The 26,027-nt window shown below is 70.2% G+C and carries 28 protein-coding genes; 12 read left to right on the top strand and 16 right to left on the bottom strand.

Features of this window, described 5'->3' with window-relative positions; genetic code table 11:
- Window positions 1-70 precede the first annotated feature (70 nt).
- Window positions 71-1,147 (top strand): septation protein SepH, encoded by a 1,077-nt coding sequence (sepH, locus tag AFR_RS02225; RefSeq protein ID WP_023357666.1) that lies wholly within the window; start codon window positions 71-73, stop codon window positions 1,145-1,147.
- Here sepH and thpR read toward each other — a convergent pair whose 3' ends face one another.
- From thpR to AFR_RS02210, 3 genes are all read right to left on the bottom strand, one after another.
- Window positions 1,148-1,723 carry an RNA 2',3'-cyclic phosphodiesterase gene (gene thpR, locus AFR_RS02220; protein ID WP_148307852.1) on the bottom strand — a complete coding sequence of 192 codons (576 nt, stop codon included), beginning with the start codon at window positions 1,721-1,723 and terminating at the stop codon, window positions 1,148-1,150.
- A 407-nt stretch (window positions 1,724-2,130) separates the two neighbouring features.
- On the bottom strand, window positions 2,131-2,586 hold the full coding sequence (locus tag AFR_RS02215) for a hypothetical protein (RefSeq protein WP_041840535.1): 456 nt from the start codon (window positions 2,584-2,586) through the stop codon (window positions 2,131-2,133).
- Between the two features lie 84 nt (window positions 2,587-2,670).
- Window positions 2,671-3,873, bottom strand: coding sequence for a CynX/NimT family MFS transporter (locus AFR_RS02210; protein ID WP_052359296.1), 1,203 nt, complete (start codon window positions 3,871-3,873; stop codon window positions 2,671-2,673).
- Between the two features lie 23 nt (window positions 3,874-3,896).
- Here AFR_RS02210 and AFR_RS02205 point away from each other — a divergent pair, with 23 nt between their 5' ends.
- Together AFR_RS02205 and AFR_RS02200 are read left to right on the top strand one after the other, a co-directional pair.
- The gene (locus tag AFR_RS02205) at window positions 3,897-4,571 is read left to right on the top strand and encodes a FadR/GntR family transcriptional regulator (protein WP_041840534.1); all 675 of its coding nucleotides are present in this window, start codon (window positions 3,897-3,899) and stop codon (window positions 4,569-4,571) included.
- 421 nt (window positions 4,572-4,992) lie between these two features.
- The gene (locus AFR_RS02200; RefSeq protein ID WP_041840533.1) at window positions 4,993-5,955 is read left to right on the top strand and encodes a threonine ammonia-lyase; all 963 of its coding nucleotides are present in this window, start codon (window positions 4,993-4,995) and stop codon (window positions 5,953-5,955) included.
- 1 nt (window position 5,956) lies between these two features.
- Here the strand turns inward: AFR_RS02200 and AFR_RS02195 are convergent, their stop codons facing one another.
- From AFR_RS02195 to AFR_RS02185, 3 genes are all read right to left on the bottom strand, one after another.
- Window positions 5,957-7,276, bottom strand: a complete 1,320-nt coding sequence (locus AFR_RS02195) for an MFS transporter (RefSeq protein WP_041840532.1) — start codon at window positions 7,274-7,276, stop codon at window positions 5,957-5,959.
- A gap of 92 nt (window positions 7,277-7,368) precedes the next feature.
- Entirely contained in the window at window positions 7,369-7,812 is a 444-nt protein-coding gene (locus AFR_RS02190) for a MarR family winged helix-turn-helix transcriptional regulator (RefSeq protein WP_023357659.1), read from the bottom strand.
- A 102-nt stretch (window positions 7,813-7,914) separates the two neighbouring features.
- Entirely contained in the window at window positions 7,915-9,387 is a 1,473-nt protein-coding gene (locus AFR_RS02185; RefSeq protein ID WP_052359295.1) for an NCS2 family permease, read from the bottom strand.
- Window positions 9,388-9,637: 250 nt separating this feature from the next.
- Between AFR_RS02185 and AFR_RS47220 the strand changes: the two genes are divergently transcribed.
- Complete coding sequence (locus AFR_RS47220) at window positions 9,638-9,850, top strand: DUF2530 domain-containing protein (RefSeq protein ID WP_052359632.1); 213 nt, start codon at window positions 9,638-9,640, stop codon at window positions 9,848-9,850.
- Here the strand turns inward: AFR_RS47220 and AFR_RS02175 are convergent.
- Entirely contained in the window at window positions 9,847-10,668 is an 822-nt protein-coding gene (locus tag AFR_RS02175) for a DUF3027 domain-containing protein (RefSeq protein ID WP_041840529.1), read from the bottom strand. The two genes, AFR_RS47220 and AFR_RS02175, sit on opposite strands and share 4 nt — an antisense overlap.
- A 101-nt stretch (window positions 10,669-10,769) precedes the next feature.
- Here AFR_RS02175 and AFR_RS02170 point away from each other — a divergent pair, with 101 nt between their 5' ends.
- The 3 genes from AFR_RS02170 (at window position 10,770) to AFR_RS02160 (ending at window position 14,220) form a co-directional block, all read left to right on the top strand.
- The gene (locus tag AFR_RS02170) at window positions 10,770-12,647 is read left to right on the top strand and encodes an MFS transporter (protein ID WP_023357655.1); all 1,878 of its coding nucleotides are present in this window, start codon (window positions 10,770-10,772) and stop codon (window positions 12,645-12,647) included.
- Window positions 12,644-13,309 (top strand): futalosine hydrolase, encoded by a 666-nt coding sequence (locus AFR_RS02165; RefSeq protein ID WP_023357654.1) that lies wholly within the window; start codon window positions 12,644-12,646, stop codon window positions 13,307-13,309. The genes AFR_RS02170 and AFR_RS02165 overlap by 4 nt, the downstream gene beginning before the upstream one ends.
- Window positions 13,310-13,404: 95 nt before the next feature.
- Window positions 13,405-14,220 (top strand): 1,4-dihydroxy-6-naphtoate synthase, encoded by an 816-nt coding sequence (locus AFR_RS02160; protein WP_023357653.1) that lies wholly within the window; start codon window positions 13,405-13,407, stop codon window positions 14,218-14,220.
- Here the strand turns inward: AFR_RS02160 and AFR_RS02155 are convergent.
- The 3 genes from AFR_RS02155 to AFR_RS02145 are packed head-to-tail and all read right to left on the bottom strand — an operon-like array spanning window position 14,217 to window position 15,485.
- On the bottom strand, window positions 14,217-14,603 hold the full coding sequence (locus tag AFR_RS02155; RefSeq protein ID WP_023357652.1) for a cold-shock protein: 387 nt from the start codon (window positions 14,601-14,603) through the stop codon (window positions 14,217-14,219). The two genes, AFR_RS02160 and AFR_RS02155, sit on opposite strands and share 4 nt — an antisense overlap.
- A 46-nt stretch (window positions 14,604-14,649) precedes the next feature.
- Window positions 14,650-15,246 carry an HAD family hydrolase gene (locus tag AFR_RS02150; RefSeq protein ID WP_169739467.1) on the bottom strand — a complete coding sequence of 199 codons (597 nt, stop codon included), beginning with the start codon at window positions 15,244-15,246 and terminating at the stop codon, window positions 14,650-14,652.
- A gap of 26 nt (window positions 15,247-15,272) precedes the next feature.
- Entirely contained in the window at window positions 15,273-15,485 is a 213-nt protein-coding gene (locus AFR_RS02145; RefSeq protein WP_023357650.1) for a hypothetical protein, read from the bottom strand.
- 84 nt (window positions 15,486-15,569) lie between these two features.
- Between AFR_RS02145 and AFR_RS02140 the strand changes: the two genes are divergently transcribed.
- Together AFR_RS02140 and AFR_RS02135 are read left to right on the top strand one after the other, a co-directional pair.
- A complete protein-coding gene (locus AFR_RS02140; protein WP_023357649.1) occupies window positions 15,570-18,005 on the top strand; it encodes a helicase-associated domain-containing protein in 2,436 nt (811 codons plus the stop codon).
- Between the two features lie 186 nt (window positions 18,006-18,191).
- Window positions 18,192-19,853, top strand: coding sequence for a DNA repair helicase XPB (locus AFR_RS02135; RefSeq protein WP_023357648.1), 1,662 nt, complete (start codon window positions 18,192-18,194; stop codon window positions 19,851-19,853).
- Between the two features lie 54 nt (window positions 19,854-19,907).
- Here the strand turns inward: AFR_RS02135 and AFR_RS43280 are convergent, their stop codons facing one another.
- The 4 genes from AFR_RS43280 to ligD (AFR_RS02115) are packed head-to-tail and all read right to left on the bottom strand — an operon-like array spanning window position 19,908 to window position 22,793.
- Complete coding sequence (locus AFR_RS43280) at window positions 19,908-20,558, bottom strand: HAAS signaling domain-containing protein (RefSeq protein ID WP_023357647.1); 651 nt, start codon at window positions 20,556-20,558, stop codon at window positions 19,908-19,910.
- Window positions 20,555-20,896: a PadR family transcriptional regulator gene (locus AFR_RS02125; RefSeq protein ID WP_023357646.1), complete on the bottom strand. Its 342-nt coding sequence runs from the start codon at window positions 20,894-20,896 to the stop codon at window positions 20,555-20,557. Before AFR_RS02125 ends, AFR_RS43280 begins: the two co-directional genes overlap by 4 nt.
- 48 nt (window positions 20,897-20,944) lie before the next feature.
- A complete protein-coding gene (ligD, locus tag AFR_RS02120) occupies window positions 20,945-21,850 on the bottom strand; it encodes a non-homologous end-joining DNA ligase (protein WP_023357645.1) in 906 nt (301 codons plus the stop codon).
- Window positions 21,840-22,793, bottom strand: coding sequence for a non-homologous end-joining DNA ligase (gene ligD, locus AFR_RS02115; RefSeq protein WP_023357644.1), 954 nt, complete (start codon window positions 22,791-22,793; stop codon window positions 21,840-21,842). The genes ligD (AFR_RS02120) and ligD (AFR_RS02115) overlap by 11 nt, the downstream gene beginning before the upstream one ends.
- Window positions 22,794-22,888: 95 nt before the next feature.
- On the opposite strand from ligD (AFR_RS02115), the gene ku reads away from it, so the two are divergent.
- Window positions 22,889-23,848: a non-homologous end joining protein Ku gene (ku, locus tag AFR_RS02110; protein WP_041840528.1), complete on the top strand. Its 960-nt coding sequence runs from the start codon at window positions 22,889-22,891 to the stop codon at window positions 23,846-23,848.
- Between the two features lie 13 nt (window positions 23,849-23,861).
- Window positions 23,862-24,350 (top strand): NUDIX domain-containing protein, encoded by a 489-nt coding sequence (locus AFR_RS02105; protein WP_041840527.1) that lies wholly within the window; start codon window positions 23,862-23,864, stop codon window positions 24,348-24,350.
- 3 nt (window positions 24,351-24,353) lie between these two features.
- Here AFR_RS02105 and AFR_RS02100 read toward each other — a convergent pair whose 3' ends face one another.
- Window positions 24,354-24,893, bottom strand: a complete 540-nt coding sequence (locus tag AFR_RS02100; RefSeq protein WP_023357641.1) for a type 1 glutamine amidotransferase domain-containing protein — start codon at window positions 24,891-24,893, stop codon at window positions 24,354-24,356.
- A 25-nt stretch (window positions 24,894-24,918) separates the two neighbouring features.
- Window positions 24,919-25,380 carry a DUF2231 domain-containing protein gene (locus tag AFR_RS02095; RefSeq protein ID WP_023357640.1) on the bottom strand — a complete coding sequence of 154 codons (462 nt, stop codon included), beginning with the start codon at window positions 25,378-25,380 and terminating at the stop codon, window positions 24,919-24,921.
- 176 nt (window positions 25,381-25,556) lie between these two features.
- Here AFR_RS02095 and AFR_RS02090 point away from each other — a divergent pair, with 176 nt between their 5' ends.
- Complete coding sequence (locus AFR_RS02090) at window positions 25,557-25,910, top strand: DUF1304 domain-containing protein (RefSeq protein ID WP_023357639.1); 354 nt, start codon at window positions 25,557-25,559, stop codon at window positions 25,908-25,910.
- Window positions 25,911-26,027 lie beyond the last annotated feature (117 nt).

Here is a 26,027-nt window from a genome sequence, read left to right as displayed (position 1 = left end):
CCGTGTTCCGAAACGCGCCCGGGTGGCTGACTCTCGGGAGCACAGGCCAGCGACGGGACGGAGGCAACGCATGCGGCCGGTACGCTTCGTGGCCCTCTCCGAGGACGGTCAGGCCCTGGTGCTCGCCGACGAGGTCGGCAGACTCCTGGCACTCCCGATCGACGACCGGATCAGCGGCGCGCTGCAATCCGACGGCACACCGCACCCGATCGGCACTGCCGTCGCGGTCGCGAACGCCGAGGTGATGGCGTCCCTGTCACCCCGCGACATCCAGGCGAGGATCCGCTCCGGCGAGTCCGCCGAGGACGTCGCCCGGGTCGCCGGTGTCCCGGTCGACCGGGTGCTGCGTTATGCGGGACCGGTGCTGCAGGAGCGGGCCATGCTGGCCCAGCACGCACGCCGCACCCGCCTCAAGACCTCCGACTCCGGTGCCCCGCTGGCCGAGGTTGTCGACAGCCGCCTGTCCCAGCACGGCATCGACACCGAAAAAATCTCCTGGGACGCGTTCCGCCGCGAGGACGGCACCTGGCGCATCGTCGCCACGTGGCCGTCGGGCAAGGCCACCGCCCAGGCGATGTGGGATCTCGACAAGGGCCGCCAGGTCGTGGCCCCGCACGACGACATGGCGCAATATCTCTGCGCCGAGCGTCCGACCCAGATCCTCGGTCAGGAACCGGTCCCGGAACGCACCCCGCACGAGCGCGGCGGCCACGGACTCCCCGGCCCGTCCCGCATCAACGAGCCCTCCCGCGGCGGCCGCGGCCTGCCCTCGACCGACTCGCCCCGCCCGACGCGCGACCCGATCCGCGCCGGTCGCGACGCGCTGCTGGCCTCGCTGGACCGCCCCCTCAACCAGGGCTCCGGCCGTGGCCTGGAAGCGGCCCCGCAGGAGTCCCGGCGCCCGGTCGCCGGCGGTGCCGCGGCACTGCTCGGTGGTGGCCCCGGCTCCGCCTTCGACGACGACGCCGACCTCCCCAAGGAGGTCCCGGCCGTCCCCAGCCTGGCGGTGCTGCGCCCCCGGCGCACGGTCGGCCAGCCCCAGGGCGAGTCGTCGGAGTCCGAGGAGACCGCCAAGCCCCGCAAACGCCTCCCGAGCTGGGACGACGTCCTGTTCGGCGGCGGCCCGGCGGCCCGCGAAAGCTCCTGACTACCAGGTCCTCAACCGCGTGTAACCCTCGTTCGGATCACTCCGGACGAGGGTTATCCCGTCCAGAACCCACGACGGCCCCCGGTACCCCTCCAGCGCGTGGCTGACCGCCGAATCCTGCGTGTACGCGACCGTGAGATGCGGCGTGAAATCCCGCCCGTCCTGCGGCAGCCCGGCGTCCGCCAGCCGATCCACGATCTGCGCGCGCAGCCCCCGCAGGTCGCCCTCGACGGCCGCCCACAGCACGGTCGACCGCCCACGCCCGAACTCACCACCCCCGGCAAGCCGCAGCTCAACCCCACGTGGCACGTCCACCTGGTCGAGGGCGCTCTCCACATCGGGGAGCTGCTCGCCGGGCACCTCGCCGAGGAACGCCAAGGTCACGTGCCACTTGTCGATCGCGGTCAGGCGCATACCGCCCTTGTGCCGCTGGGGCAGAGCGGGATCCACTTCGGGCGCCGCCGATCGCCTGCTGTCACCGTTGCGCCTGCTGTCACCGTTGCCGGCGGCAGCGAGCCGCCGCCGAAGATCCCAGCGCACATCGTCCGGCGGGAACACCGCCACAAAGAGCCGCACGCCGCGACTGTAGAGCCCCGCGGGGCCCGCCCGCACCTGCCCCGCCCGCCGGATCCCGCCCACCCAGGCCGCGGCACCCGCCCGCACGTGGTCAGGCCGCGTGCGGATGCAGTCAGGCCGTGGGGCTCTCGTGCGATGCGCTGCCCGGCCAGACCGCGGTCGCGGTCGCGGTCGCGGTTAGGCCGTAACGGTCTCGCGCGGAGTGCGGCGCCGTCAGGTCTTCGCGCGCGGCCAGGCCGTGAGATTCGCGCGGCGCCGCCGGGCTATGCGTGCGGTCAACCCGCGTGGGCGCGGTTTCAACTGCGCGTGGGCGCGGTCAGGCCGGGTGAGCACGGTCAAGCTAAGTGGGCGCGGTCAAGCCGCGTGGGCGCGGTCAAGCCGCGTGGGCGCGGTCAAGGCGGGCGGGGTCAGGCTGTGCGGAGGCGGAGGCCGGCGGCGTGGAGGAGGCCTTCGACGCGGACGCGTTCGATTTCGCGGTCCATGCCTTCGAGCTGGGCGAGGTGTTCGTCCAGGCCGAGGTGGCGGCTGGCCAGCTCGAGCCGCTCGTCGTAGGCCTCGAGCACCGCCGCCAGCCAGGTCGCCGAATGCCGGGTCGGGCCGCTGCGACGCTGCCGGTTGAGGCGGCGCAGGTCGGCGACCAGCTCGGCCATGTCGGGCTCGGGCGCCGGCGGGCGGCTCTCCAGGTCGGCGGAGGTGAGGTCCCGCTCGAGGCAGCGCAGGGCACGGATCTCCCGGCGCCCGTGCCGGGTCCAGGTGCGCCGCGCGACCAGTTCGTCAGCACAGACGACGACCGCGACAGCGCATGGCAGGCACAGCAACGCCAGCAGCGCTGTCGCGAGCACAACTATGTGCGAGATTGCCACGGTCTGACGCTAAGGCTTCCTCCGGGAGAACGGAGAGGGCCGTTCGGATGAGCCGGTCTGCCAGAGATATCCACAGGTCTGTCCTCAGCCGATCTGGCGGTCGCGCCCGGCGAGGAACCCGGCGATCATCTGCGGCACCATCAGCAGCGCCAGAACGGCCAGGGGGATCTTCCAGCTGCCGGTGTGTTCGTACAGGATCCCGACCGCGATCGGACCGGGAATGGACAGCAGGTATCCAGTGCTCTGCGCGAACGCGGAGAGCCGGACGACCGTTGCCGTGTCTCGTCCCCGCAGCGCGATCATGGTCAGGGCCAGCGGGAACGAGCAGTTCGCGACACCGAGCAGCACCACCCACAGCCATGGCGCGGCAGCCGGGTCGGCCCACAGCCCCGCGTAACCGGCCAGCCCGAAGAGTCCGATGATCACGGCGACGCCGCTCTGCCGCGGCAGACGGCCGGCCACCGCCGAGAGCACGAACGACAGCGGCACACCGAGCAGCGCGGTGACGGCGAAGAGCAGTCCGGCGGTGCCCGCCGAGATCCCCGCGTCGCGGAAAATCTGCGGGAGCCAACCCATGATCACGTACGCCACGGTCGACTGCAGCCCGAAGTAGACCGCCAACGACCAGGCAATCGGATTACGCGTGAGTCGCAGCGCCGGCGCGGCTGTGACGGGTACGGAAGGGGTGGTTGAAGGGGTGCGCTCACGGGCGAGAAGCACCCAGGCGGGCAACGCCGACGCAGCGACCAGCGCCCACACGCCGATCCCCCACCGCCAGTCGCCGCCGAACGCCCCGGTCAGGGGAACAGTCACCGCCGCCGCCGTCGACGCACCGAGATTGAGCGCCACCGAGTACAGGCCGGTCATCGCGCCGACCCGGTCCGGGAAGCGCTGCTTCACCACCACGGGAAGCAGCACGTTGGCCAGGGCGATCCCGGCGAGCGCCAGTGCGGTCAGCGCGATGAAGGAGGCGGTCCCCCCGGCGAACGGCCGCACGGTCAGACCCGCAGCCAGCGCGGTCATCCCCAGGGCGATGACTCCGCCGGTGCCCCAGCGTCGCGCCAGCAGCGGCGCGGTGAAACCGACCAGCGCAAAACACAGCGCCGGCACCGAGGTCAGCAGTCCGGCGACGGCGGCGCTCATGCCGAGGCTGGCGCGTACCTCCTCGAGCACGGGTCCGAGGCTGGTGACCGCGGGGCGGAGGTTGATGGCGGCCAGCACCAGGCCCACAACTGCGAGAACACGGATCCGTCCCTTCGTACGTGGTGGGGTGCTGGTTATCGTCATGGAACCCATCATAGAATGATGGGATGAATCTGGGTCCAGTCCCGCGTGGCGCATCTCTCTCCGATCAGGTGATCGCCCGCCTGCGCCAGCAGATCACCTCGGGCGCCTGGCCGGTCGGCTCCCGGATCCCCACGGAACCCGAGCTGGTCACGCAGCTGGGAGTGGCCCGCAACACGGTACGAGAAGCGATCCGCGCGCTCGCCCACAACGGCCTGCTCGACATCCGCCAAGGCTCAGGCACCTGGGTGATCGCCACAAGCGAGCTGGCCGGCGTGATGCAGCGCCGCTTCGCCACCGCCGACCCCGACCACATCACCGAACTCCGCGGCACGCTGGAAGCAGCGGCCGCCGGGTTCGCCGCCCGCCGCCGCACCACCGACGACCTGGAGCGACTCGACATGCTGCTGGGTCAGCGCGAACAGGCGTGGGCCACGGGCGTGCGTGATGCGTTCGTCGACGCCGACACGGCGTTTCATTCGGCGGTGGTTGCGGCTTCTCACAACGATGCGCTGATCGCCCTGTACGCCGACCTTGGCCAGGTGATCCGGGAGTCGCTGCGGGGGCATTTTGGCGCTGAGCTCCGGCCTGAGGAGTACATGGACCACACTCGTTTGGTCGACGCGATCCGTGCCCAGGACCAGGGCGTAGCGACTGCCGAGGCAGCCGCACATACGTCCAGCTGCGAAGCAGCCCGCTGACTCGAAGGCTTCGGGGTTAGTAAACGCTCACCAACCGGGGGCGCACAGCCGCCCGACCCAGGGGTTAGTAAACGCTCACCAACCGGAGACGCGCGATCGCTCGGCCCGGGTTAGTAAACGCTCACCAACCGGGGACGCCGACCACCCTGTTCGGGTTGGTAAACGCTCACTAACCGAGCGCGTCCAGCCAGCCCAGCGGCGTTGGTAAACGCTCACTAACCGGCGGCGTCCAGCCAGCCCAGCGGAGTTGGTAAACGCTCACTAACCGGCGGCGCCCAGCCACCCGCTGGAGTTAGTAAACGCTCCCAACCGGGGGCGCAGCCATCCCGCTGGTCGGTAGCGGACCGAGAGACACAGCCGCCCGCCCCAGTTGGTAAACACTTACTAACCGAAGCCCGGCGAGTCGCTAGATTGACCGACTGTGATCCAGACCCGACTAGACCTTGACCGGATCCGCGCCGCCCGCGAAGTCATCAACCCCGTCTTCCTAGCCTCACCCCTGTACCACTGCGGCCCGCTGAGCAGCCAACTCAACTGCACAGTGAGCATTAAGCTCGAAACCGCCAACCCCGTACGCAGCTTCAAGGGCCGCGGCATGGAACTGGTCGCAAGCCGCCTCGCCGACCAGGGCGCCACCGCGGTGGTGTGCGCCAGCGCCGGCAACCTGGGGCAAGCTCTGGGCTGGTCAGGCAGTCGCCGCGGCCTGGATGTGACCGTGGTGGCACGACGCCTCGCGCCGGCGGTCAAGCTCGACCGGATCCGTTCCTTCGGGGCAAACCTGGAGCTGGTCGACGGCGACTTCGAGGTGGCAAGGGAACGAGCCGTGACCCTCGCGCGTCAGCGTGGCGTCCGGCTGGTCGAGGACAGCCTGGACCTCGACACTTGCGAGGGTGCGGCGACCATCGGCCTGGAGCTCGTCAGCGCCCTGTCGCCCGGCGATGTTGTCCTGATCGCCCTCGGCGGGGGCGCCATGGCCACCGGCATCGGCCACGTCCTGAAGACCCTGGCACCCGGCGTCGAGGTGGTCTGCGTGCAACCCCAAGGCGCACCCGCCCTGACTCTCTCCTGGCGCGCACGCAGGGTCGTCACCACCGACTCGATGGACACCATCGCCGACGGTGTGGCCGGCCGGTTCCCCATCGCGGCGGTTCTGGACGATCTTCTCCAGGTCGCCGACGACGCCGTCCTCGTACGCGAGGAGTCGATCATCGCGGGGATGCGGATGCTGCTGGAGCACGCCGGTCTGGTCGTCGAGCCGTCGGCCGCTCTCGGTGTCGCCGCCGTGCTGGAGGATCCGGACCGCTTTGCCGGCCGTCACGTGGTCACGGTCATCTGCGGCAGCAACGTCGACCTGCACGCCTACCAGGGGTGGGTGGCCGGGTGAGTCAGGCCGCGACGCGGGCCGGGACCGGCTCGACGATCGGCTCGTCCTCGGTTGTCCGGACCAGGGTCAGCCCGGGGCGTGAGCCGTTCCGCAGTGAGAAGTGGTCGCCGCTGGACCGCAGCTGCCACACCAGCGCCGCCACGCCCGCGATCAGGCAGAAGATGCCCGCCGTCCAGATGCTCGACGGCACCCCGAAGTGCTCGCCCCACCAGCCGGCCAGGGACGCGCCGATCGGTGTGGTGCCCAGGAAGACCAGGACGTACAGCGCCATTACGCGGCCGCGGTAGGCCGAGTGGAGGCCCATCTGGACGCGGTGGTTCGCCGCCTGGGCCAGGTAGATCGAGAAGAAGCCGGTGGGGACGAGCAGGATCATCGCCACGATGAAGTTCGGCGAGAAGCCGACCGCGATCTCGAACACCGCGAAGGCGAGGGCGGCGCCCAGGACCACGTACACGCTGGGCCTGCTCCGGCGACCGCTGCCGGCCAGCGCACCGCCGAGCGCGCCCACCGCCAGGGCCGTGGTCAGCAGGCCGAAGGTCGACGGGCCGGCGTTGAAGTTGATTTTGGCGAGGGCGGCCAGCGTGACCGGGAAGTTGAAGCCGATCATGCCGACGGCGGCCATCAGGACGATGGGGAGCAGCAGGTCGTGGCGGCGCCACACGTATTTCAGGCCGTCCACGATGCGGGTGTCGCCGGCTGACGGGCGGGCGGTCGAGCGGAAGAGGTCGACCGTGCGCATCATCAGGTAGCTGAAGATCGGGGCGACCGACAGGACCGTCGCGATGAGGAAGACCGGGCCGGTGTCGAACAGGGCCAGGAACACACCGGCGAGTGCCGGGCCGCCGATGCGGGCCGTGTTGAAGGTGGCCGCGGACAGCGCGAGGGCGTTGGGGAGCAGCGGGAGCTCGACCAGCTCGGAGACGAAGGCCTGGCGGACCGGGGTCTCGATCGCGTTGGCGACGCCGAGCAGCAGGGCGAAGAGGAAGACGTGCCAGAGGACGACCACGCCGCTGGCGACGAGGATCGCAAACACGATGGCTGTCACCGCGAACGCCGCGTTGGCGCTGATCAGGAGCTTGCGCTTGTCGAAGCGGTCGGCGAGTTTGCCCGCCCACAGCGTCAGCAGCAGCACGGGGAGGAACTGCAGGGCGGTGACGATGCCGAGCGCGCCGGGTGAGTTGCCGGAGAGGTCCAGCACCAGCCAGTCCTGCGCGGTGAACATCATCCACACGCCGATGAGCTTCACCAGCTGGCCGGTGGCGAACAGCCGGTAGTTACGGACCTGCAGGGACCGGAATGTCGTGCTCAGCACTGCCCGCACTCGGGTTGCGCCTCCTCATCCCGCACAGTGCGCGGGAACATCGGTCGTACGCGTCAACAACGTGTGACGGAACGACCGGGAGCGCGGAACGCTCAGTTTCGGGCGACCTGCTGCAGGATCTGCGCGGCCCGCTCGAGCGTGTCGCGTTCGTCCGGGGTGAGCTCGGCCAGTTGCAGCGCGAGCCACTCGTTGCGCGCTTTTTCGAACTGCGTGTAAACGGCCCGGCCCTCTTCGGTCGCCGCCAGGATGACCTGGCGGCGGTCGGTCGGGTGGGGCGTCCGTGCGACCAGTCCGCGTTCCTCCAGCTTGCCGACGATCTTGGTCATCGTCGGCGGCTGGACCCGCTCGATGTCGGCCAGCTCCCGGGGTGTCAGCGCACCGGCCAGCTGGAGGCTGGTCAGCGCGGAGAGCTGGCTGAACGTGAGATCGCCGACCGGACGGGCCTGACGGACCCGCCGGTTGAGCCGGGTGATCGATTCGCGCAGCGAAATGGCCAGTTGCTCGGCTGTAACCCGCTCCGCCACCGACCGCTCCATCACAGTTTCTTAGCCTAGCTAATGAGCTTGGCTAACGACATCGTTTCCGCCTATGACCGTAGTCACCGGGCACGGTAACGCACCCGGTGACCACGCCCGACGTCAGAGCAGCACGGACTCCAGCGGCCCACGGAGGAAGTACAGAACGAAGAGCACGGCGACGCCGTACAGGATCGGGTGCACCTCTCGCGCCTTGCCGAGGGCCAGCTTGATGACCACGTACGAGATGACACCCGCGCCGATGCCGTTGGAGATCGAGTAGGTGAACGGCATGAGGGTGATCGCCAGGAACGCCGGGATGGCGATCTGGTAGTCGGTCCAGTCGATCTGCCGGACCGCCGTCATCATCAGGAAGCCGACCACGACCAGCGCCGTCGACGCCGCCTCGAACGGCACGACCACGACCAGCGGCGCCAGGAACATCGCGAGCAGGAAGAGCACACCGGTGACCAGGTTCGCCACACCGGTCCGCGCACCCTCGGCGACACCCGAGGCGCTCTCGATGTACGACGTGTTGCTCGACACGCTGGCCGCGCCACCGGCGGCCGCGGCGATCGAGTCGACGAGCAGGATCTCCTTGGTACGCGGCGGCATGCCCTCCTCGTCGAGCAGGCCACCCTCCTGACCGACGGCGACCATCGTGCCCATCGTGTCGAAGAAGTCGGTGATCAGCAGCGTGAAGATGAACATCAGCACGACGAGCCAGCCGGCCCGGCTCCACGAGTCGAACACGTTGAACTTGCCCAGCAGCGACAGGTCCGGCAGGTCCACGATCTTGTCCGGTAGCGCCGGCACGTTGAGCGACCACCCGCTCGGGTTCGGCTTGCCGTCGACGAACGACGGGCCGACCTTCGCGATCGCCTCCACGATGATCGCGAAGATGGTCGTGACCAGGATGCCGATCAGGATGGCGCCCTTGACCTTGCGCACGAACAGCACCAGCGTGAGCAGCACACCCAGCACGAAGACCAATGCGGGCCAGCTCGCCAGCTTGCCGCCGATGCCGAGCTCGACCGGCACGGTCGTGCCCGCCGCGTCCGGGATCCGCCGCACGAAGCCCGCGTCGACCAGCCCGATGATCATCAGGAACAGGCCGATGCCGACACCGATCGCCGTCTTCAGCTGCGTCGGCACCGCCCGGAAGACCGCGGTCCGCAGACCGGTCAGCACCAGGATGCCGATGATGACGCCCTCGATGAACACCAGACCCATGGCGTCGGCCCAGGTCATCTCCGGGGCGATCTCGTACGCCACCAGCGCGTTCACGCCGAGCCCGGCCGCCAGCGCCAGCGGGAAACGCGCCACGACACCCATCAGGATCGTCATCACGCCGGCCACCAGCGCCGTACCGGCCGCCAGCGCCGCGACCGGCAGCGTGCCGCCGACCGCGTCCACACCCGCGGCGAGGATCAGCGGGTTGAGCACCACGATGTAGGCCATCGTGAAGAAGGTGGCAAAACCACCCCGAACCTCCCGGCCGACGGTCGAGCCGCGCGCCGAGATCTCAAAAAATCGATCAAATCCGTTCTTCGGGGTACGCCCGGACGAGACTTCTTCAGCAGCAGCAGTGGACATACGCGCCCTTCCACAGGACCAACAGGGGTCGATGGGCGCATCAAATCAGAACGCTGACCTCGGCAAAAGATCAGAATTGTTACAACCGTCACGGGGCCACACGGACGATCTCCGCGGACGTAGTCTGATGGTCGTGGCCGACCTGTCCCCTGCCCCGCACGACGAGCACCTGCGCGAGCAGGATCATCACCTGCATGGTCTTGATGCGGTGACGGGCACGAAGCCGCGACCCGAGCCGCTCGACCCGCCGATGGTGCCGTTTGCGCTCGGCGGCATCGGCGCATTTGCCGTCGCCGGAGTTGTCCTGCTGCTCGCCGGAGCACCCGAGCGCTGGCTGTGGACGTGCCTGGCCGGCCTGCTGTGCGGCATCCCGGGCCTGCTGACGATGCTGCGCCACGACGCCAACCGACGGCGGCGCCGGGCGCTGAGTCACCCCGATTTCAAGGTGACCGGCACTCCCTAGGAGTGGCCGTAAGGCTCCGCGGGCTCGCCGGACTCGACCGAGCCGGGCGCGCGGCTGACCGCCACGGCCTCGACCTCACTGTCGTCGTAAACCGTCGGGAGCTCCTCGACGGGCTGTTCGGTCGTGCCGAGCAGGGCCTCGGAGTGCGCACCGCAGCCGTGGTCGGCGCTGACGGCCCGGGCGTCGTCGGGGGCGTAGAGGTTGCCGCAGACGCCGAACATCGAGCGCATCGAACCGGCCAGCGGAAGGTAGAAGCCGCAGGTGCCGCACCGGGCGTTACGGGGGGCGGCGGTCGCGATCGGCGCTTCGGGACCGGAGTCGCCGTCGTACCAGCGCTGTGCGGTCTCGATCCGGCCCTCCTGCGACATCACCCGGGACCGGCCGAGGCCGAGCTCCCAGGAGACGTCCTCGACGGCGGGGTCGTCACTCAGCACGTAACCCGGCGCGAGCCGGTCGTCGTCGGGCGCGGTCGGCATCAGGTCACCGACACCCAGGTCACCGGCCTGCACACGCTCGTTCCAGGGCAGCCAGGCGGGCGCCATCATCGCGTCGGGGCCGGGCAGCAGCACGGTCTCGCAGATGGTGACGTGGCGGGAGCGCGGCACGCGGGTCACCGTGACGGCCCAGCGCCAGCCGCGGTAACCGGCGAGGTGGCTCTCGAAGAAGTGGGTCACGACCCGGTCGCCCTCGGCCACAGCCTCGAGGTGCTCGCCGATGTCGCTCGGGTCCACTTCGGTGATGGCACCCCGGGCGATCCCGACCGCATCGGCACAGACCTGGTCGAGTCGGGCGGCGCGCACTGCAGTCCTGGTCGTCACAGCATCATTGTCCCTTACGCAAGGACGGGGAACACAGCGACTCCCCCAGATCTCCGCCCCGGGAGAGGACGGAAGTCGCTTCGATGAGACAGGATGGGGCGATGCCGCTGCTTCCCACCATCGGACGCACCGTCGGCACCGGTGTGAAGGCACTCCGGATGCTGGTGCGTGGTTCCGTGCGCGGCAGCGCCTGGGCGACGCGCCGGGTCGGCGACGCCCGGGCCCGCGGCGCGGCCAACGAGGTCGGCATGGTCCGCCTCTTCGACCTGCACGCGCTCTCCTGCGCCGGTGACACCCTCATCGCGATCGGCCTCGCCGGCACGATCTTCTTCAACGTCCCGCTGGGCGAGGCCCGCAGCAAGGTCGCCCTCTACCTGCTGATCACCATGGTGCCGTTCGCCCTGCTGGCGCCGGTGGTGGGCCCGCTCCTCGATCACTTCCGGCACGGCCGCCGGTACGCCCTGGCCGTGACGATGCTCGGCCGGGCGTTCCTCGCATACGTGATCTCCGACAACCTGCTCGGCTGGGGCCTCTACCCGGCGGCGTTCGGCGTGCTCGCGCTGTCCCGGGCGTACGGTGTCGCCCGCTCGGCCGCGGTGCCCCGCCTGCTGCCCGAGGGCATCGGTCTGTCCCAGGTGGGCGCCCGCGCCAGCGTCTACGGCACGTTCGCGGGTGCGGTCGTCGCGCCGATCGGCCTGGCAGCGTTCTGGTTCGGTCCGCAGTGGCCGTTGCGCGTCGCCTCACTGATCTTCCTGGTCGGCATGGTGATCTCACTGCGCCTGCCACCGCGAGCCGACTCCGATCCACCCGAGGCGGTCCCGCGGCCGTTCCGCGCGATGCTGCGCCTGCGCCGCGGCAACGACCGTCCACTCTCCGGCAAGCTGGTCATCTCCACCCTGGTTGCCAGCGCCAGCTTCCGCTGCCTGTACGGCTTCCTGCTGCTCTATTTCGCCTTCGCCGTCAAAGCCGGCGCCCTGAGCACGTCGTTCCTCGGTCGTGACATCGGCAGCCAGGGTGCCGTGGCTCTCGTCGGCGGCTCGCTGGCGGTCGGCACGTTCCTGGCGACGGCGGTCGGCACCCGCCTGCGCATCCGCCGCCCCCTGGCGTTGCAGTCCAGCGGCCTGACCATCACCGCCGGCGTGGCTGTGCTGGCCGCGATCTTCTTCACGCTGCCGATGGTGGCCCTGCTGTCCCTGGTCGCCGCCATCTTCAGCGGCATCTCGAAACTCGCGGTCGACGCCAGCATCCAGGAACGCGTCCCGGAACGCCTCCGCGCCAGCGCCTTCGCCCACTCCGAAACCGTCCTGATGATCGCCTGGGTCGTCGGCGGCGCGGTCGGCATCATCCCGTTCAACGGCCGCCTCGGCGTTACCGTCGTCGCGGTCTTCGCGGTCGCCGCAGCCGTCCGCGGCACGATCATGGCGAGCCGCCTCCACAACGAACGCCTGCACGGCCGCCCGGACATGTCCGCGGACGACCCGGCGTCCACGGACGGCGTTGTGTCCACGGACGAGGCGGTGACGGTGGACGAGACCCCGGCCGGCGACAGCTCGGACCCCCGCTCCGACCCACTGCCGGACTCGGTCACCCCGCCCGCTCCCACCGGCCCGACCCGGCCGTCCGGTTCCCGCCCACCGAAGGCCCCGACGCCCAAGACCGGGCCGGATGAACCGGCGCCGTCGGAGCAGCAACCCGAACCCAAGGCGAAGCGCCGCCTCTTCCCGCGCTCCACCAAGCGCTCCGCAACACCCCAGCCGTCACCTCCGGCCACGCCGACGGTCGCCGCCGAGCCCGGTCGATCCCAGGCCGGCAGCAGCCAGACCGTCGGTGCCTCCCCGGCGTCAGCGGGCCAGGGCCGCACCGGTCCGGACGAGACGGGCAACGAGACTCCAGCCCCGCCGGGCTTCCACATCTACCGGCCGTCGTCCGCCACGACTGGAAACGGCAACAAAACGCCCAGCGACGAGCCCGACCGATGACGGCGGCCGGTCTGGTGCCCGGGCGGCTGCTGATCGTCACCGCGGTCGCCGCCGAGGCCGAAGCGGTCCAAGCCGGAGTAAACGCCGGCAGCGCGGACCCGGCGACCGTCCACGTGGCACCCGTCGGTGTCGGTCCGGCCGCCGCCGCGGCGGGCACAGCGCGCCTGCTCACCCTGGCCGAAGCCGCCGGTGTCCCCTACCGCGCGGTGATCAGCGCCGGCATCGCCGGCGGTTTCCCGGGCCGCGCCGACGTGGGCGCCACGGTCCTCGGTGCCCGTACGATCGCCGCCGATCTGGGCGCCGAGTCGGACGACGGCTTTCTGCCGATCGAGGAACTCGGCTTCGGCACGAGCATCCTCGAGGCCGACCCCACCCTGCTCGAGTTTCTGACAGCCGCCCTCCCTCACGCAGTTATCGGCGACATCCTCACGCTCGCCACGGTCACCGGCACGGCCGCGACCACGGCCGCCCTGCAGGCCCGCCACCCGGCCGCCGTCGCGGAGGCGATGGAGGGTTACGGCGTGGCCAGCGCCGCCGCCTCGGTCCCCTTCGCCGAGTTGCGGACCATCTCCAACCCGATCGGCCCGCGTGATCGAGCGGCATGGCGTCTCCGAGAAGCATTCTCCGCGCTGACCGAGGCAGCCGCCGCAGCCTGTGGATAACCCTGTGGACAACCACTGTGGGGCAGACGACGTGTGGTGATGCAGACACCTTCGGTTGCGGGTGTCGGGGCGTACACGTCGTTACGGTGAAGGGCGTGGCGCTTTCTCTGGCGGTTTCGCCCTGCCCCAACGACACGTTCGTCTTCCACGCTCTGGTGCACGGGCTCATCCCCGACGCCGAGCCCGTGGAGCTGACGTTCGCCGACGTCGACGTGACGAACACCGCGGCTGAACGCGGCGAGTTCGACCTGGTCAAGGTCAGCTACGCGGCGCTGCCCTGGCTGCTCGACGACTACGAGCTGCTGCCCTGCGGGGGTGCGCTGGGCCGGGGTTGCGGTCCGCTGGTGCTGACCCGCGAGGGCCGCACGGATCTCAGCGGCGCCACGGTGGCCGTGCCCGGCGACCGGACCACGGCGTACCTGTTGTTCCGCCTCTGGTCGGAGAAGAACCCGCCGGCCCGCATCGAGGTCGTGCCGTTCCACGAGATCATGCCGGGGGTGGCCGAGGGGCGTTACGACGCCGGCCTGGTCATTCACGAGGCCCGCTTCACCTACCCGCGGTACAACCTCACCGCGCTGGTCGACCTGGGCGAGTGGTGGGAGGGCGACACCGGCCTGCCGATCCCGCTGGGCGCGATCCTGGCCCGCAAGGGCAAGGTCGACCCGGTCGAGGCGGCCGAGTGGATCCGCAAGTCGGTGAGCATGGCCTGGGCCGACCCTGACGCGAGCCACGAGTTCGTGCTGGCCAACGCCCAGGAGATGGAGCCCGAGGTCGTCAAGCAGCACATCGGGCTCTACGTCAACGAGTTCACACTCGACCTGGGGCCGGAAGGATTCGCCGCCGCCGACGCCCTGCTCGGACGTGCGGCGGCGGCGGGAATCACACCTGCGGTGAAACCGCTGCGGGGCTAGATCTCCAGCTCGCGGGCCACCGCGTGGACGAGCAACGCGACCTTCTCGGCCGTGCGCTTGTCGGGATATTTGCCGCGGCGCAGATCCGGCTGGATCTTCGCCTCGATCACCTTGATCATGTCTTCGACCATGCCGTGCAGCTCGTCGGCCGGGCGCCGGCGCAGCTCGGCCATCGACGGCGGAGCGTCGAGGACCTTCACACTCATCGCCTGCGCACCCTTGCGGCTGTCGACCACACCGAACTCCAGCCGCTGACCGGCCTTCAGGTCGGCGGTCCCGGTGGGCAGGGCGCCCTTGGGCAGGAACACGTCCCCGCCCTCGTCACTGGTGACAAACCCGAAACCCTTCGCCGCGTCGTACCACTTCACTCGACCCGTGGGCACCGCTGACCTCAACTTCACTCATTGGACTCGATTGCTCACGGCAAGGTTATCCAGCGGTCGTGCCAGGCCCAACCGTAATCTTGGCGAGCAGCGCCGGGAATGCCGTCAAGTCGGACAGCACGTGCGAAGCTCCGGCGTCCCGCAACTCGTCCTCGCTGCACGGACCCGTGGCCACTCCGATGCCCGGAACGCCCGCCGTCCGTGCCGCGACCATGTCTCCGACGTGATCGCCGACATACCACCGCACCCCGTGCTCGACCAGCGCCGTCGCCTTGCCCTCGGCGAACAGGTCACCGGCGAGTTCGTCGGCGATCAGGCCGAGGTGCGACAGGTGCAGCGCAGCGAGCCGCCCGAGTTTCGACGTGACAACCACCACCCGCAGACCCTGATCGCGTACGGCCGCAAGCGCCTCGACCGCACCGGGTGTAGGCACGGTCGGAGTGATCGCGTAATCGGGGTACAGGGCTCGGTAGGTGGTGACCGCTTCCTCGACCTGCTCGGGCGGGAACCACTCGCTCAGCTCGGTCCGCAGCGGCGGGCCGAGCCGGCTCACGGCCAGCTCGGCGTCGACCCACACACCGGTCTTGGCCGTGAGCGCACGGTAGGCCTCGCGGATCCCCGGCCGGGAGTCGATCAGGGTCATGTCCAGGTCGAACCCGACCGCCGGGGTCACGGCGTGGTCGTCGGGGTGTACCTCAGCTCCTCCGCCGGCAGCGGGAAGGAGATGTCGTCACCGAACGGGGACGGAGCGGCCGGGCGGTCGGCGATGAGTTCGGAGACGGGCAGGTGCCCCTCCTTCACCGAGGCAGCCTTGCCGGGGCCGTCCGCGGCCGAGCCTTCGCGGACTCCCGTGCCCGGGACCTTCTCGTGTGAACGCGCCACAGGTAACTCCCCCTCAGGTCTGAACAGATCCGGCCACGCCCCGGACCCTTCACCATCGTCCCACGACGGCTAGCGTTGAGAGCGATGGCCACCGCATTCGCCGACCAGCTCCGGTCGCTCACCGATGACGCCCTGGGCGCGCTGATCCAGCTGCGCCCAGATCTTGTCGTGCCCGTTCCGGCCGACGTCTCCGCGCTGGCCGTACGAGCCCAGTCCCGCGGCTCGGTCTCCCGCTGCCTCGACACGCTGGACGAGTTCACGCTGGCCGTGCTCGACGCCGCCCGCCTGAGCCGTGCGGTGGAGACCGCGCAGACCTCGGTCGCGGCGATCCTCGAGCTCACCACTGGCAGCGCCGATCCCGCCGACGTGCGCGTCGCGATCGACCGTCTCCGCGCCCGGTTCCTGCTGCACGGCCCGGAGGAGGCGTTGCAGGTCGTCGGGGCCGTCGACGAGGTGACCTCGCCCTATCCGGCCGGGCTGGGCCGTCCCGCCGACTATCTGGACGCGCAGGCCGCCGCGCTGTGTGCGGACAAGGCCAAGCTCCGCCGGACCGTCCTGGCGGCCTCGCCGGGTGCCCGGGCCGTCCTCGACCGCCTGGCCGCCGGGCCGCCCGTGGGGGCGCTGAGCTCGAACGGCAGCGTCGCCGAGCCCGTGCAGTGGCTGATCGACAACCACATCCTGGTGCAGGTCTCCGAGGCCGGCCGGGCGCCGCGGGCCGACGGGGAGCTGGTCGAGCTGCCGCGCGAGGTCGGCATCTTGCTGCGCCGCGACACCGGGCCGCTGGGTCAGCTGCGACCGGTGCCACCGACGCCCGACAGCCCGGTCCGCGACCCGAAGGCAGTCGACTCGGCGGGTGCGGGGCAGGCCATGGAGGCGGTCCGGCACGTCGAGACGCTGCTGGAGTCGTTGTCGGGCGAGCCGGCCGTGGTCCTCAAAACCGGCGGTCTGGGCGTCCGCGACCTCAAGCGCCTGGCCCGGGCGGCCAACCTCGACGAGCCGTCCGCCGCCGCGCTGATCGAGATCGCCTACGCGGCCGGTCTGCTCGGCGAGGCCGACGCGGCGGGTACGGGCCGCGGTGTCACGACCAGTCGCGCCTCCGGCCTGGTCGACGAGATTTTCCTCCCCACCAGCGCCTATGACCTGTGGCGGGCGCTGAGCATCGCGCAGCGGTGGGAGGCGCTGGCCAACTCCTGGCTGGCGATGACCCGGCAGCCCGGACTGATCGGGCAGCGTGACGACCGGGACCGCCCGATCAACACGCTCGCCCCGGACGCCGAACGCGCCGGAGCCCCGCAGGCCCGGCGCGAGGTGCTGGCCGCGCTGAGCGACGTGCCGCCCGGCACCGCCCCGAGGGCGGACGAGGTGCTGGAGCTGCTGGCCTGGCAGTCACCGCGACGCGCCCGTGGGCGGGAATCGGCACACCGCGACGCCCTGACCGGGGCGGCTGCCCTCGGCGTGACCGGACTCGGTGCGCTCACGTCGTACGGGAAGCTCTTGCAGGTCGAGGCGCAGATCGGTGACCGGGACCCGCTGGGGGCCGGGCCGGACGGCGGCCGGATCCCGGGCGCCTCCGACGCGGTCCGGGCCCTCGACGCCCTGCTGCCCGCGCCGGTCGATCACGTGCTCGTGCAGGCCGACCTGTCCGTGGTCGTGCCCGGGCCGCCCGAGCCGGAGCTGGCGGCCGAGCTGGACGTCATCGCCGAGCCCGAGTCCGCGGGCGGCGCCAGCGTCTACCGCGTCACCGCTGCCAGCGTCCGCCGCGCGCTGGACGTCGGTTACAGCGCCGGTGACCTGCACGCGGTCTTCCAGCGCCGGTCCCGCACCCCGATCCCGCAGGCGCTGGCCTACCTGATCGACGACTCCGCGCGGAAGCACGGCGGTCTGCGGGCCGGGTCCGCCGGCTCCTACCTGCGCAGCGACGACGAGGCCCTGGTGGCCGAGGTGCTGGCCGACAAGCGCCTGAGCACCCTCGCGCTGCGCCGGCTGGCACCGACCGTGCTGTGCAGCCCGCTGCAGCTGGCGCGACTGCTGGGCGCGTTGCGGGACGCCGGTTTTGCCCCGGTGGCCGAGGACGCCGCCGGCGCCGCTGTGCTCGCCCGTCCCAAGGTCAGGCGGGCTGCTCCGCGTACCTCGGCCTCGGCCCGGGCGGGCGATCAGGCCGGGCCCCCGCTGCTGGCCGGACCACGGCTGGCCGGGGTGGTCGAGCAGATCCGGCGCGGTGACATCGCGACGCGGGCTGCCCGCCGGGCGCCGGTGACCGTGCGTGCGGCGAACGGCCAGAGCGTGCCGGGTCTGACCTCGGTGCAGGCGCACACGCAGGCGATGGCGGTCCTGCAGCAGGCGGTCCGCGACAAGGCCCGGGTCTGGGTCGGTTACGTGGATTCGCACGGTGCGACGCTGTCCCGCCTGGTCAGGCCGGTGTCACTGAGCGCGGGTTACCTGCGCGCCGAGGACGAGCGCACCGAAACGTTGCACACCTTCGCCCTGCACAGGATCACGGCAGCGGTCTTCGAGGAGTGACGGTCGGGACCGCGCGCCCCCGTTGCCTGCCGCGCGCGATCCGTTCCCGGTCCGCTTGGTTCCAGGTGGTTCCACTTGACTAACGCCCAGACTGTGCGAAGCGTTGCACACGGGATCAACCTTCTTCAGTACGTCCGTCACCGTGCAACACTGGAGGGTCTTCTCTCGCTCGTCGAAGGGCACCTGGTGACCGGCGGACCCCTGATCGTTCAGTCCGACAAGACCCTGCTGCTGGAAGTTGATCATCCTGATGCGCAGGCGTGCCGCATGGCGATCGCCCCGTTCGCGGAGCTGGAGCGCAGCCCCGAACACGTCCACACCTACCGCCTGACCCCACTGGGTCTGTGGAACGCCCGTGCCGCCGGCCACGACGCCGAGGGTGTGGTCGACTCCCTGCTCAAATACTCGCGCTACCCGGTTCCCCATGCGCTGCTCGTCGACGTCGCCGACACCATGGACCGGTACGGCCGGCTCCAGCTGGTCAACGACCCCACGCACGGCCTGGTCCTCCGCGGACTGGACAAGATCGTGCTGATCGAGGTGGCCAAGAGCAAGAAGCTCGCCGGCATGCTCGGCGCCCGCATCGACGACGAGACGATCGCCGTGCACGCCTCCGAGCGCGGCCGGCTCAAGCAGGCCCTGCTCAAGCTGGGCTGGCCCGCCGAGGACCTCGCCGGGTACGTCGACGGTGAGGCGCACGCGATCTCGCTGGCCGAGGACGGCTGGACACTCCGGTCCTACCAGCAGGAGGCCGTCGATGGCTTCTGGGCCGGTGGTTCCGGCGTGGTCGTGCTCCCCTGCGGCGCAGGCAAGACGCTGGTCGGCGCGGCGGCGATGGCCACCGCCTCGGCCACCACCCTGATCCTGGTGACCAACACCGTCGCCGGCCGTCAGTGGAAGCGCGAGCTCGTCGCCCGCACCTCGCTGACCGAGGACGAGATCGGCGAATACTCCGGCGAGCGCAAGGAGATCCGCCCGGTCACCATCGCCACCTACCAGGTCCTCACCTCACGCCGCGGCGGTGCCTTCACCCACCTCGACCTCTTCGGCGCCCGCGACTGGGGCCTGGTCATCTACGACGAGGTCCACCTGCTCCCGGCCCCGATCTTCCGCTTCACCGCGGACCTCCAGGCCCGCCGTCGCCTCGGCCTGACCGCCACCCTGGTACGCGAGGACGGCCGCGAGGGCGACGTGTTCTCGCTGATCGGCCCGAAGCGGTACGACGCCCCGTGGAAGGACATCGAGGCGCAGGGCTGGATCGCCCCGGCCGAGTGCACCGAGGTCCGGGTGACCCTCACCGACGCCGAGCGCATGACCTACGCCGTGACCGAGGCCGAGGAGCGCTACCGGGTCGCGGCCACCGCCCGCACCAAGCTGCCGGTGGTCCGCGCGCTGGTCGAGAAGCACCCGGACGAGCAGGTGCTGGTGATCGGCGCCTACATCGACCAGCTGCACCAGCTCGGCGAATACCTCGGCGCCCCGGTCCTGCAGGGCTCCACGACCAACAAGGAGCGCGAACGCCTCTTCGACGCGTTCCGCACGGGAGAGCTGCGCACGCTGGTGATCTCGAAGGTCGGCAACTTCAGCATCGACCTGCCCGAGGCGGCGGTGGCGATCCAGGTGTCGGGCACCTTCGGCTCACGCCAGGAGGAGGCACAGCGGCTGGGACGCGTCCTGCGCCCGAAGGCCGACGGTCGTCAGGCGCACTTCTACACGGTCGTCTCCCGCGACACCATCGACACCGAGTACGCCGCCCACCGCCAGCGGTTCCTCGCGGAGCAGGGGTACGCGTACACGATCGTCGACGCCGACGACGTGCTGGGCCCGCCGCTCCCCCAGATCGACTGAGGTCGTGTCACACCCGGGCCGTGACGTCCCGGGTGTGACCGTCGTCGAGCGCTGCTAGTTGCCGTCGGGTCGCGGCGGCAGCGGTGCTTCGTCCGGCGGCGCGGGCGCTTCGACGGTGACCGCGGAGGGCGCTTCCCCGGGCGTGCTGTTCGCGAGCAGGAAGGCTCCGCCGAGACAGCCGAGGAGCAGGAAGGCCGCGGTCACGGCGGCCAGCACCACGGCGACCCGCATGCCGGTGGTCGTGCCGCTCTTGCCCTCGGGAGCCCCGGTGTAGGGCGGCAGCGGCGCACTGAAGGGCGGCCCCGCGAAGGGCGGCCCGTCGAAGAGCGGCGCGCTCGAGGCGCCTGCTCCGGCGAACGGCGGTGGGGGTTTCGGGCCGGCGATCGGCTCGGCGTCCGGCGGTGGCGGGACGGCCGGGAGCACTCGTGCCCCGGCCCGCGCCGGCGCCGCGGAAGCACCCGCCGGCTGCAGCAGGCCGGCTTCCTCGTAGGCCGCGGCCGCGACCACCTCCGGGCTGCCGAGGCGTTCGAGGATGTCGAGCACCTCACCCTCGGAGACCACCGCGCGCTCGATGCGCTCGCTGGTGATGTGCGCCTCGAGGTCGGCGAGCAGTTCGCGCCGCTGGAGCACCGGGAGGCCGCTGAGCCGCAGCTCCAGCTCGTGCAGATATTCGGCGACTGCGTCGTCGGTCTTGTTGATGCTCATGCCACACCGGTCCCTACGAGACGGTCGACGGTCTGTCGAAACGAAACCCACTCCGTGCGGAAGTGTTCGAGTGCCGACCGGCCGCTGTCGGTCAACGAGTAGTAGCGGCGCGGTGGCCCCGAGGGCGACTCGCTCCACTTGCTGTCCAGCCAACCAACCCGGCGCAACCGGGACAGCAGGGGGTAGATCGTGCCCTCCGACGCCGCGAGATTTCGTTCCTCGCCGAAGCGCCGGACGATCTCGGTGCCGTAGCGGTCGTCGTGCTCGACCATGGCGAGCACGCAGAACTCCAGGGTGCCGCGTCTGAGGCTCGTCGAGAGCTGCGCGCCGTCTGCCATGCGTCACAGAGTACCTGGCGACGCAAGGTACCTCCAGGCGTGCGACTGTCAGGGCAGGCGCGGACCGGGCTCGAGGAGGTCTTCCAGCAGGTCACCGTGCTCCTCGACGCGCTCCAGCAGCTCGGCGGCGCCGAACTGCCGGGCCTGCGCAGCACCCGTCGCGAAGGCCTCCACCTCGTCCCAGGTGAGCGGCGTCGACGCGCTCGGCGACTCCAGCGCCCGCAGCGAGTACGGCGCCACCGTCGTCTTGGCCGCGGCGTTCTGGCTCCAGTCGATGAAAACCTTGCCGGGCCGGATCGCGCGGGCCATCTTGGCGGTGATCGAGCCCGGGACCATGGCCGCCAGCTCCTCGGCCACCTTCCGGGCATAACCCGAGACCACCTCGGCGTCCTGCTCACCCGAGATCGGACAGCACAACTGCATGCCCTTTTTCCCGGACGTCTTCGGGTACGCGGTGATGCCGTCCTCGGCCAGCCGGTCTCGCATCAGCACCGCCACCCCGCAGCACTCCGTGAGCCCCGCCGGCGCACCCGGATCCAGGTCGACCACCATCAGGTCGGGGTCCTCGCCGATACGCCACTGAGGTGTGTGCAACTCCAGTGACGCCAGGTTGGCGACCCAGACGAGCGTGGCCAGCTCGTCGACCACCACGAAGTCGATCGTCTCGCGGGATTTTGTCGAGCCCGGGACCGGCAGCGTCTCCAGGCGTACCCAGGAGGGTGTCCCGCCCGGAGCGTTCTTCTCGAAGAAGTGCGCGCCGTCGACGCCGTTCGGATAGCGGATCCGGGTCAGCGCACGACCCTGGAGGTGCGGCAGCAGCACCGGAGCGATCCGCGTGTAGTAGTCGATGACCTCACCCTTGGTGAAGCCCGCGGCCGGGTACATGACCTTGTCGAGGTTGGAGAGCTCGAGGTCACGTCCCTCGATCTGGACCGGTACCCGGCTAGGAGCCATCGTCGTCCTCCTCCACGCACTCGCTCGGAGACTTATCCGGGCGCAGCCGCAGGAAACGCGGAAACCGCAACCGGCCGTCGGGGGTGCGGTTGCCGTAGCGGACCTCGACCACCAGATCGGGGCTGACCCAGTGGGCACCGCGGGAGTCCTCGCGGGGCACCGCACCGGTGGCGAACGGCGACTCACGCGTGACCAGCGGTGCGAGCGCCGCCAGCAGTTCCTGCTCCGACGCCGACCCGATGCCCCCACCGACCCGGCCCCGGAAGCGCAGGCGGCCGTCCGGCCCGGGCACGCCCACCAGCAGTCCACCCAGCTTGCGGGCGCCGGAACGCCAGCCCCCGATGACGTAGTCGCCCGTCCGGTCGAACTTGACCTTGATCCAGTCCGGCGACCGCGCCCCCGGCAGGTACGTCGCGTCCAGGCGCTTCGCCACGACACCCTCGAGCTTGTTCTCCCGGGCGGCAGCCTCGGTCGCCGCACCGTCGGTGAACGCGGGCGGCACCATCCACGACCCCGGGCCCAGGTCCAGCTTCTCGAGGCGATCGCGCCGGTCGGCGTACGGGAGACCGAGCAGTGACTCGCCGTCGTACCGGAGCAGGTCGAAGATCATGTAGGTGACCGGGAGGGTCGCCGCCAGCCGGGCGGCCCGGCCGGGATCCCGGACGTGCATGCGCTCGGCGAGAGCGGTGAACGACGGCCGGCCGGCCGCGTCCAGCACGACCATCTCCCCGTCCAGGAGTGAATCCGGCGGAAGCGACAGCGAGGCGACCTCGGGATACGCGAGGGTTACGGCAGCGCCGGAGCGCGCCCAGAGCCGTGGTGGGCCGTCGGAGAACGACGAGAGGACACGAACGCCGTCCCACTTGAACTCGTAGCTCCAGCCCGGGCCACGCGGCAGCGTGCCCGCGGTCGCGAGCATCGGCGAGAGCGGCGCACCCGGCACCTGATCACCATAGGCAGGAACGAACACCTTACGCAGGCGTCTCTCTGATGCAATCCTTGATCGGGGGAACGCTCACGGGTGGGTTGGAGACGAAGATGCGAGCGATCTGGAAGGGTGCGGTCTCGTTCGGCCTGGTGTCGATCGCCGTGAAGCTCTTCTCCGCGACCGAGGAGAAGGACATCCGGTTCCACCAGGTGCACCGCACCGACGGCGGCCGGATCAAGTACAAGCGCACCTGCTCGATCGACGGCGAGGAGGTGACCTACGACGACATCGCCAAGGGGTACGACCTCGGCGGCGGCGAGATGGTCATCCTCACCGACGAGGACTTCTCCGAGCTCCCGCTGACCACCTCGCGGGCGATCGACGTGCTGCAGTTCGTGCCGGCCGAGCAGATCGATCCGCTGCTCTTCGCCAAGGCGTACTACCTGGAGCCCGAGGGCCAGGCCGCCAAGCCGTACGTGCTGCTCAGGGACGCTCTGACCGAGTCCGACCGGGTCGCCATCGTCAAGGTCGCCCTGCGGCAGCGGGAGCAGCTGGCCACACTGCGCGTCCACGACGACGTCCTGGTCCTCAACACGATGCTCTGGCCCGACGAGGTCCGTACCCCGGACTTCGGTTTCCTCGACGAGGACATCGAGACCCGGCCGGCCGAGCTCGCCATGGCCAGCTCGCTGATCGACTCGATGGCCGGCAGCTTCAAGGCCGACGAGTTCACCGACAACTACCGGGCCGCGCTGCAGGAGGTCATCGACGCCAAGGTCGAGGGCCGCGAAGTGGTCGCCCCCGAGGAGACCGAAGAGGCGCCTGCCGCCGCGGTGGACCTCATGGCGGCGCTCAAGGCGAGCGTCGAACGCGCCAAGAAGGCCCGCGGCGAGGCTCCCGAGGAGCGTGCCAAGGCAGTCGAGGCCACACCCATCTCGTCGGCCAAGAAGGCGGCACCGGCCAAGAAGACCGCCGCCAAGAAGGCCGCACCCGCCAAGGCCACCAAGTCGGCCACCAGCACCGCAGCCAAGAAAGCCCCCGCCAGGAAGGCAGCCAAGAAGTCGGCGTGACTAGTCTTGTCCCGTGGCATTGACGTGGGCTGAGTCTTATCTGGGTCGGGTTCGCACGAGCGTCGGTGATGCCGACACGATCCTGTTCGTGGGGGCTCGCGGCGTCATCCTCGACGACCAGAACCGCCTCCTGCTGATCCAGCGGTCCGACAACCGCCGCTGGGCGATCCCGGCGGGCGCGATGGAGCTGGGCGAAAGCATGGAGGAGTGCGCGATCCGTGAGGTGTGGGAGGAGACCGGGCTGCGGGCGACTTCGCTGACCCCGTTCGCCTTCTACAGTGCCTACACGTACACCAACGAGTGGGGCCACACGTACCAGCAGATTCTGATGTCGTTCCGGATCCACACCTGGGAGGGCGAGCTCCAGAAGGTGACCGACGAGTCCGTCGACGCCGGCTTCTTCCCCCTGGACGCTCTGCCCGGCCCCAAGTCGATGATCATTGACGAGACGCTGGCCGACCTGGCCTCCTTCGAGGCGACCGGCCGGATGGTCCTGAAGTAGCGGCTACCGGCTCAGCTCTTCGAGGAGCTTGTCGCAGAAGGCCGGGATGTCGTCCGGCTTGCGGCTCGTGACCAGGCCGTTGTCGACGTAGACCTGCTCGTCGACCCACGTCGCGCCGGCATTCGCCAGATCGGTACGCAGGCTCGGCCAGCTGGTAAGCGTGCGACCGTCAACAACACCGGCCTCCACCAGGGTCCACGGGCCGTGACAGATGGCCGCGACCGGCTTACCCGACGAGAAGAAGTCCCGGACGAAGCGAACCGCGTCGAGATCCATGCGGAGGAAGTCGGGGTTCGCGACACCACCGGGAAGCACCAGCGCGTCGTAGTCGTCGACCACCGCGTCCTTGACCTGCCTCTCCACGGGGTACGTGCCGGCCTTGTCCAGGTGATTCACGGCCTGGATGTCGCCGTCCTTGATCGAGACGAGCTCGGCCGAGCCTCCGGCCGACTCCACCGCCTTACGCGGCTCGGTGTACTCGACTTCTTCCACGCCGTCGGTCGCGAGGAACGCGACACGCTTGCCCTTGATGGATGTCGCCATCGTCCGTTTCCCTTCGTCACTGCGTTCAGTAACTGCGGTTCCCGGCCTCGGCGCGGGCAAACGCGGGGACGCGGCGATTGACCAGCTCGCCGCCGTACCAGGCGGCAAAGACGGCACCGGCCAGGGCGAGCAGCTCGACCACCAGCAGGCCACCGCCGGCCACCCGGTCGGGAGTGCGCATCCGCACCATGAGGATGACGGCGAAGATGAGCAGCACACCCATGTTGACCAGGCCCTGCAGCACACCGATGCGCTTCGCGGGTGTGCCGTTGCGGACGAACATCATGTCGATGGCGCCGGCCAGCGCGGCCAGGACACCGCCGACCAGGCCGGCCACGATGTTCCAGTAAGCGAGCGCGCCGAGCATGTCGGGGCCGCCGAGCACGTTGGCAAGATCGAAGAGCACGGCCATGGCGAACAAGCCGAGCGGGAACATCACCAGGACCGGTTGCACGGCCTGGTTCGCGATTCGGAGTCGACTGTCCATGCCGGGCGTACCCTCCCCTACCTGCTCTTCTGCTCGATCGTCGTTGCCCTACCCGGGCGCCGTGTCAATGAAACGCACCGTGTCAGCGGTTACGTCCGTCGATGACGGGCGTGTCCTAGGGTGTCCTCAAGATCCGGCCCGCGCGGTGCGCGCCGGCGGCCGGAAGGTGTGCTTGCATGGAATTGGCTGCTCAGATAGTCGTCGGCCTGGTGGCCCTCATCCACTTTTACATTCTGGTCCTGGAAATGTTCCTGTGGCGGACAGATCGGGTGCGTGCCACGTTCGGTACCTCCGCCGAGTTCGCCGAGGAGAGCGCCGCACTGGCCGCGAACCAAGGCCTCTACAACGGCTTCCTGGCCACCGGACTCGCCTATGGGCTGGTCACCGATGATCTCAAGTTCCAGGTTTTTTTCCTGTCTTGTGTCATCGTCGCCGGAATTTATGGCGCGCTGACCGCCACACGCAAAATCTTGTTTGTCCAGGTCATCCCCGGTGCGCTCGGTCTGCTGCTGGTGCTGCTGGCCTATTGATCTTTCCATCGGCCGGTAAGCAAGGTGCGATGTGGCAACTTGATGTGTAGCGGCCCGCCTGGTAGCCGTGCTCTACTGGATGCAGGAACAAGGGCGGAGTCGCAGGACAAAGCAACG

It is taken from the genome of Amorphoplanes friuliensis DSM 7358 (genome assembly GCF_000494755.1).
In the GTDB taxonomy this organism is placed as follows: Bacteria; Actinomycetota; Actinomycetes; order Mycobacteriales; family Micromonosporaceae; genus Actinoplanes; species Actinoplanes friuliensis.
The sequence above is the reverse complement of the archived record's forward strand: the minus strand, read 5'-3'. Positions and strand labels throughout refer to the sequence as shown.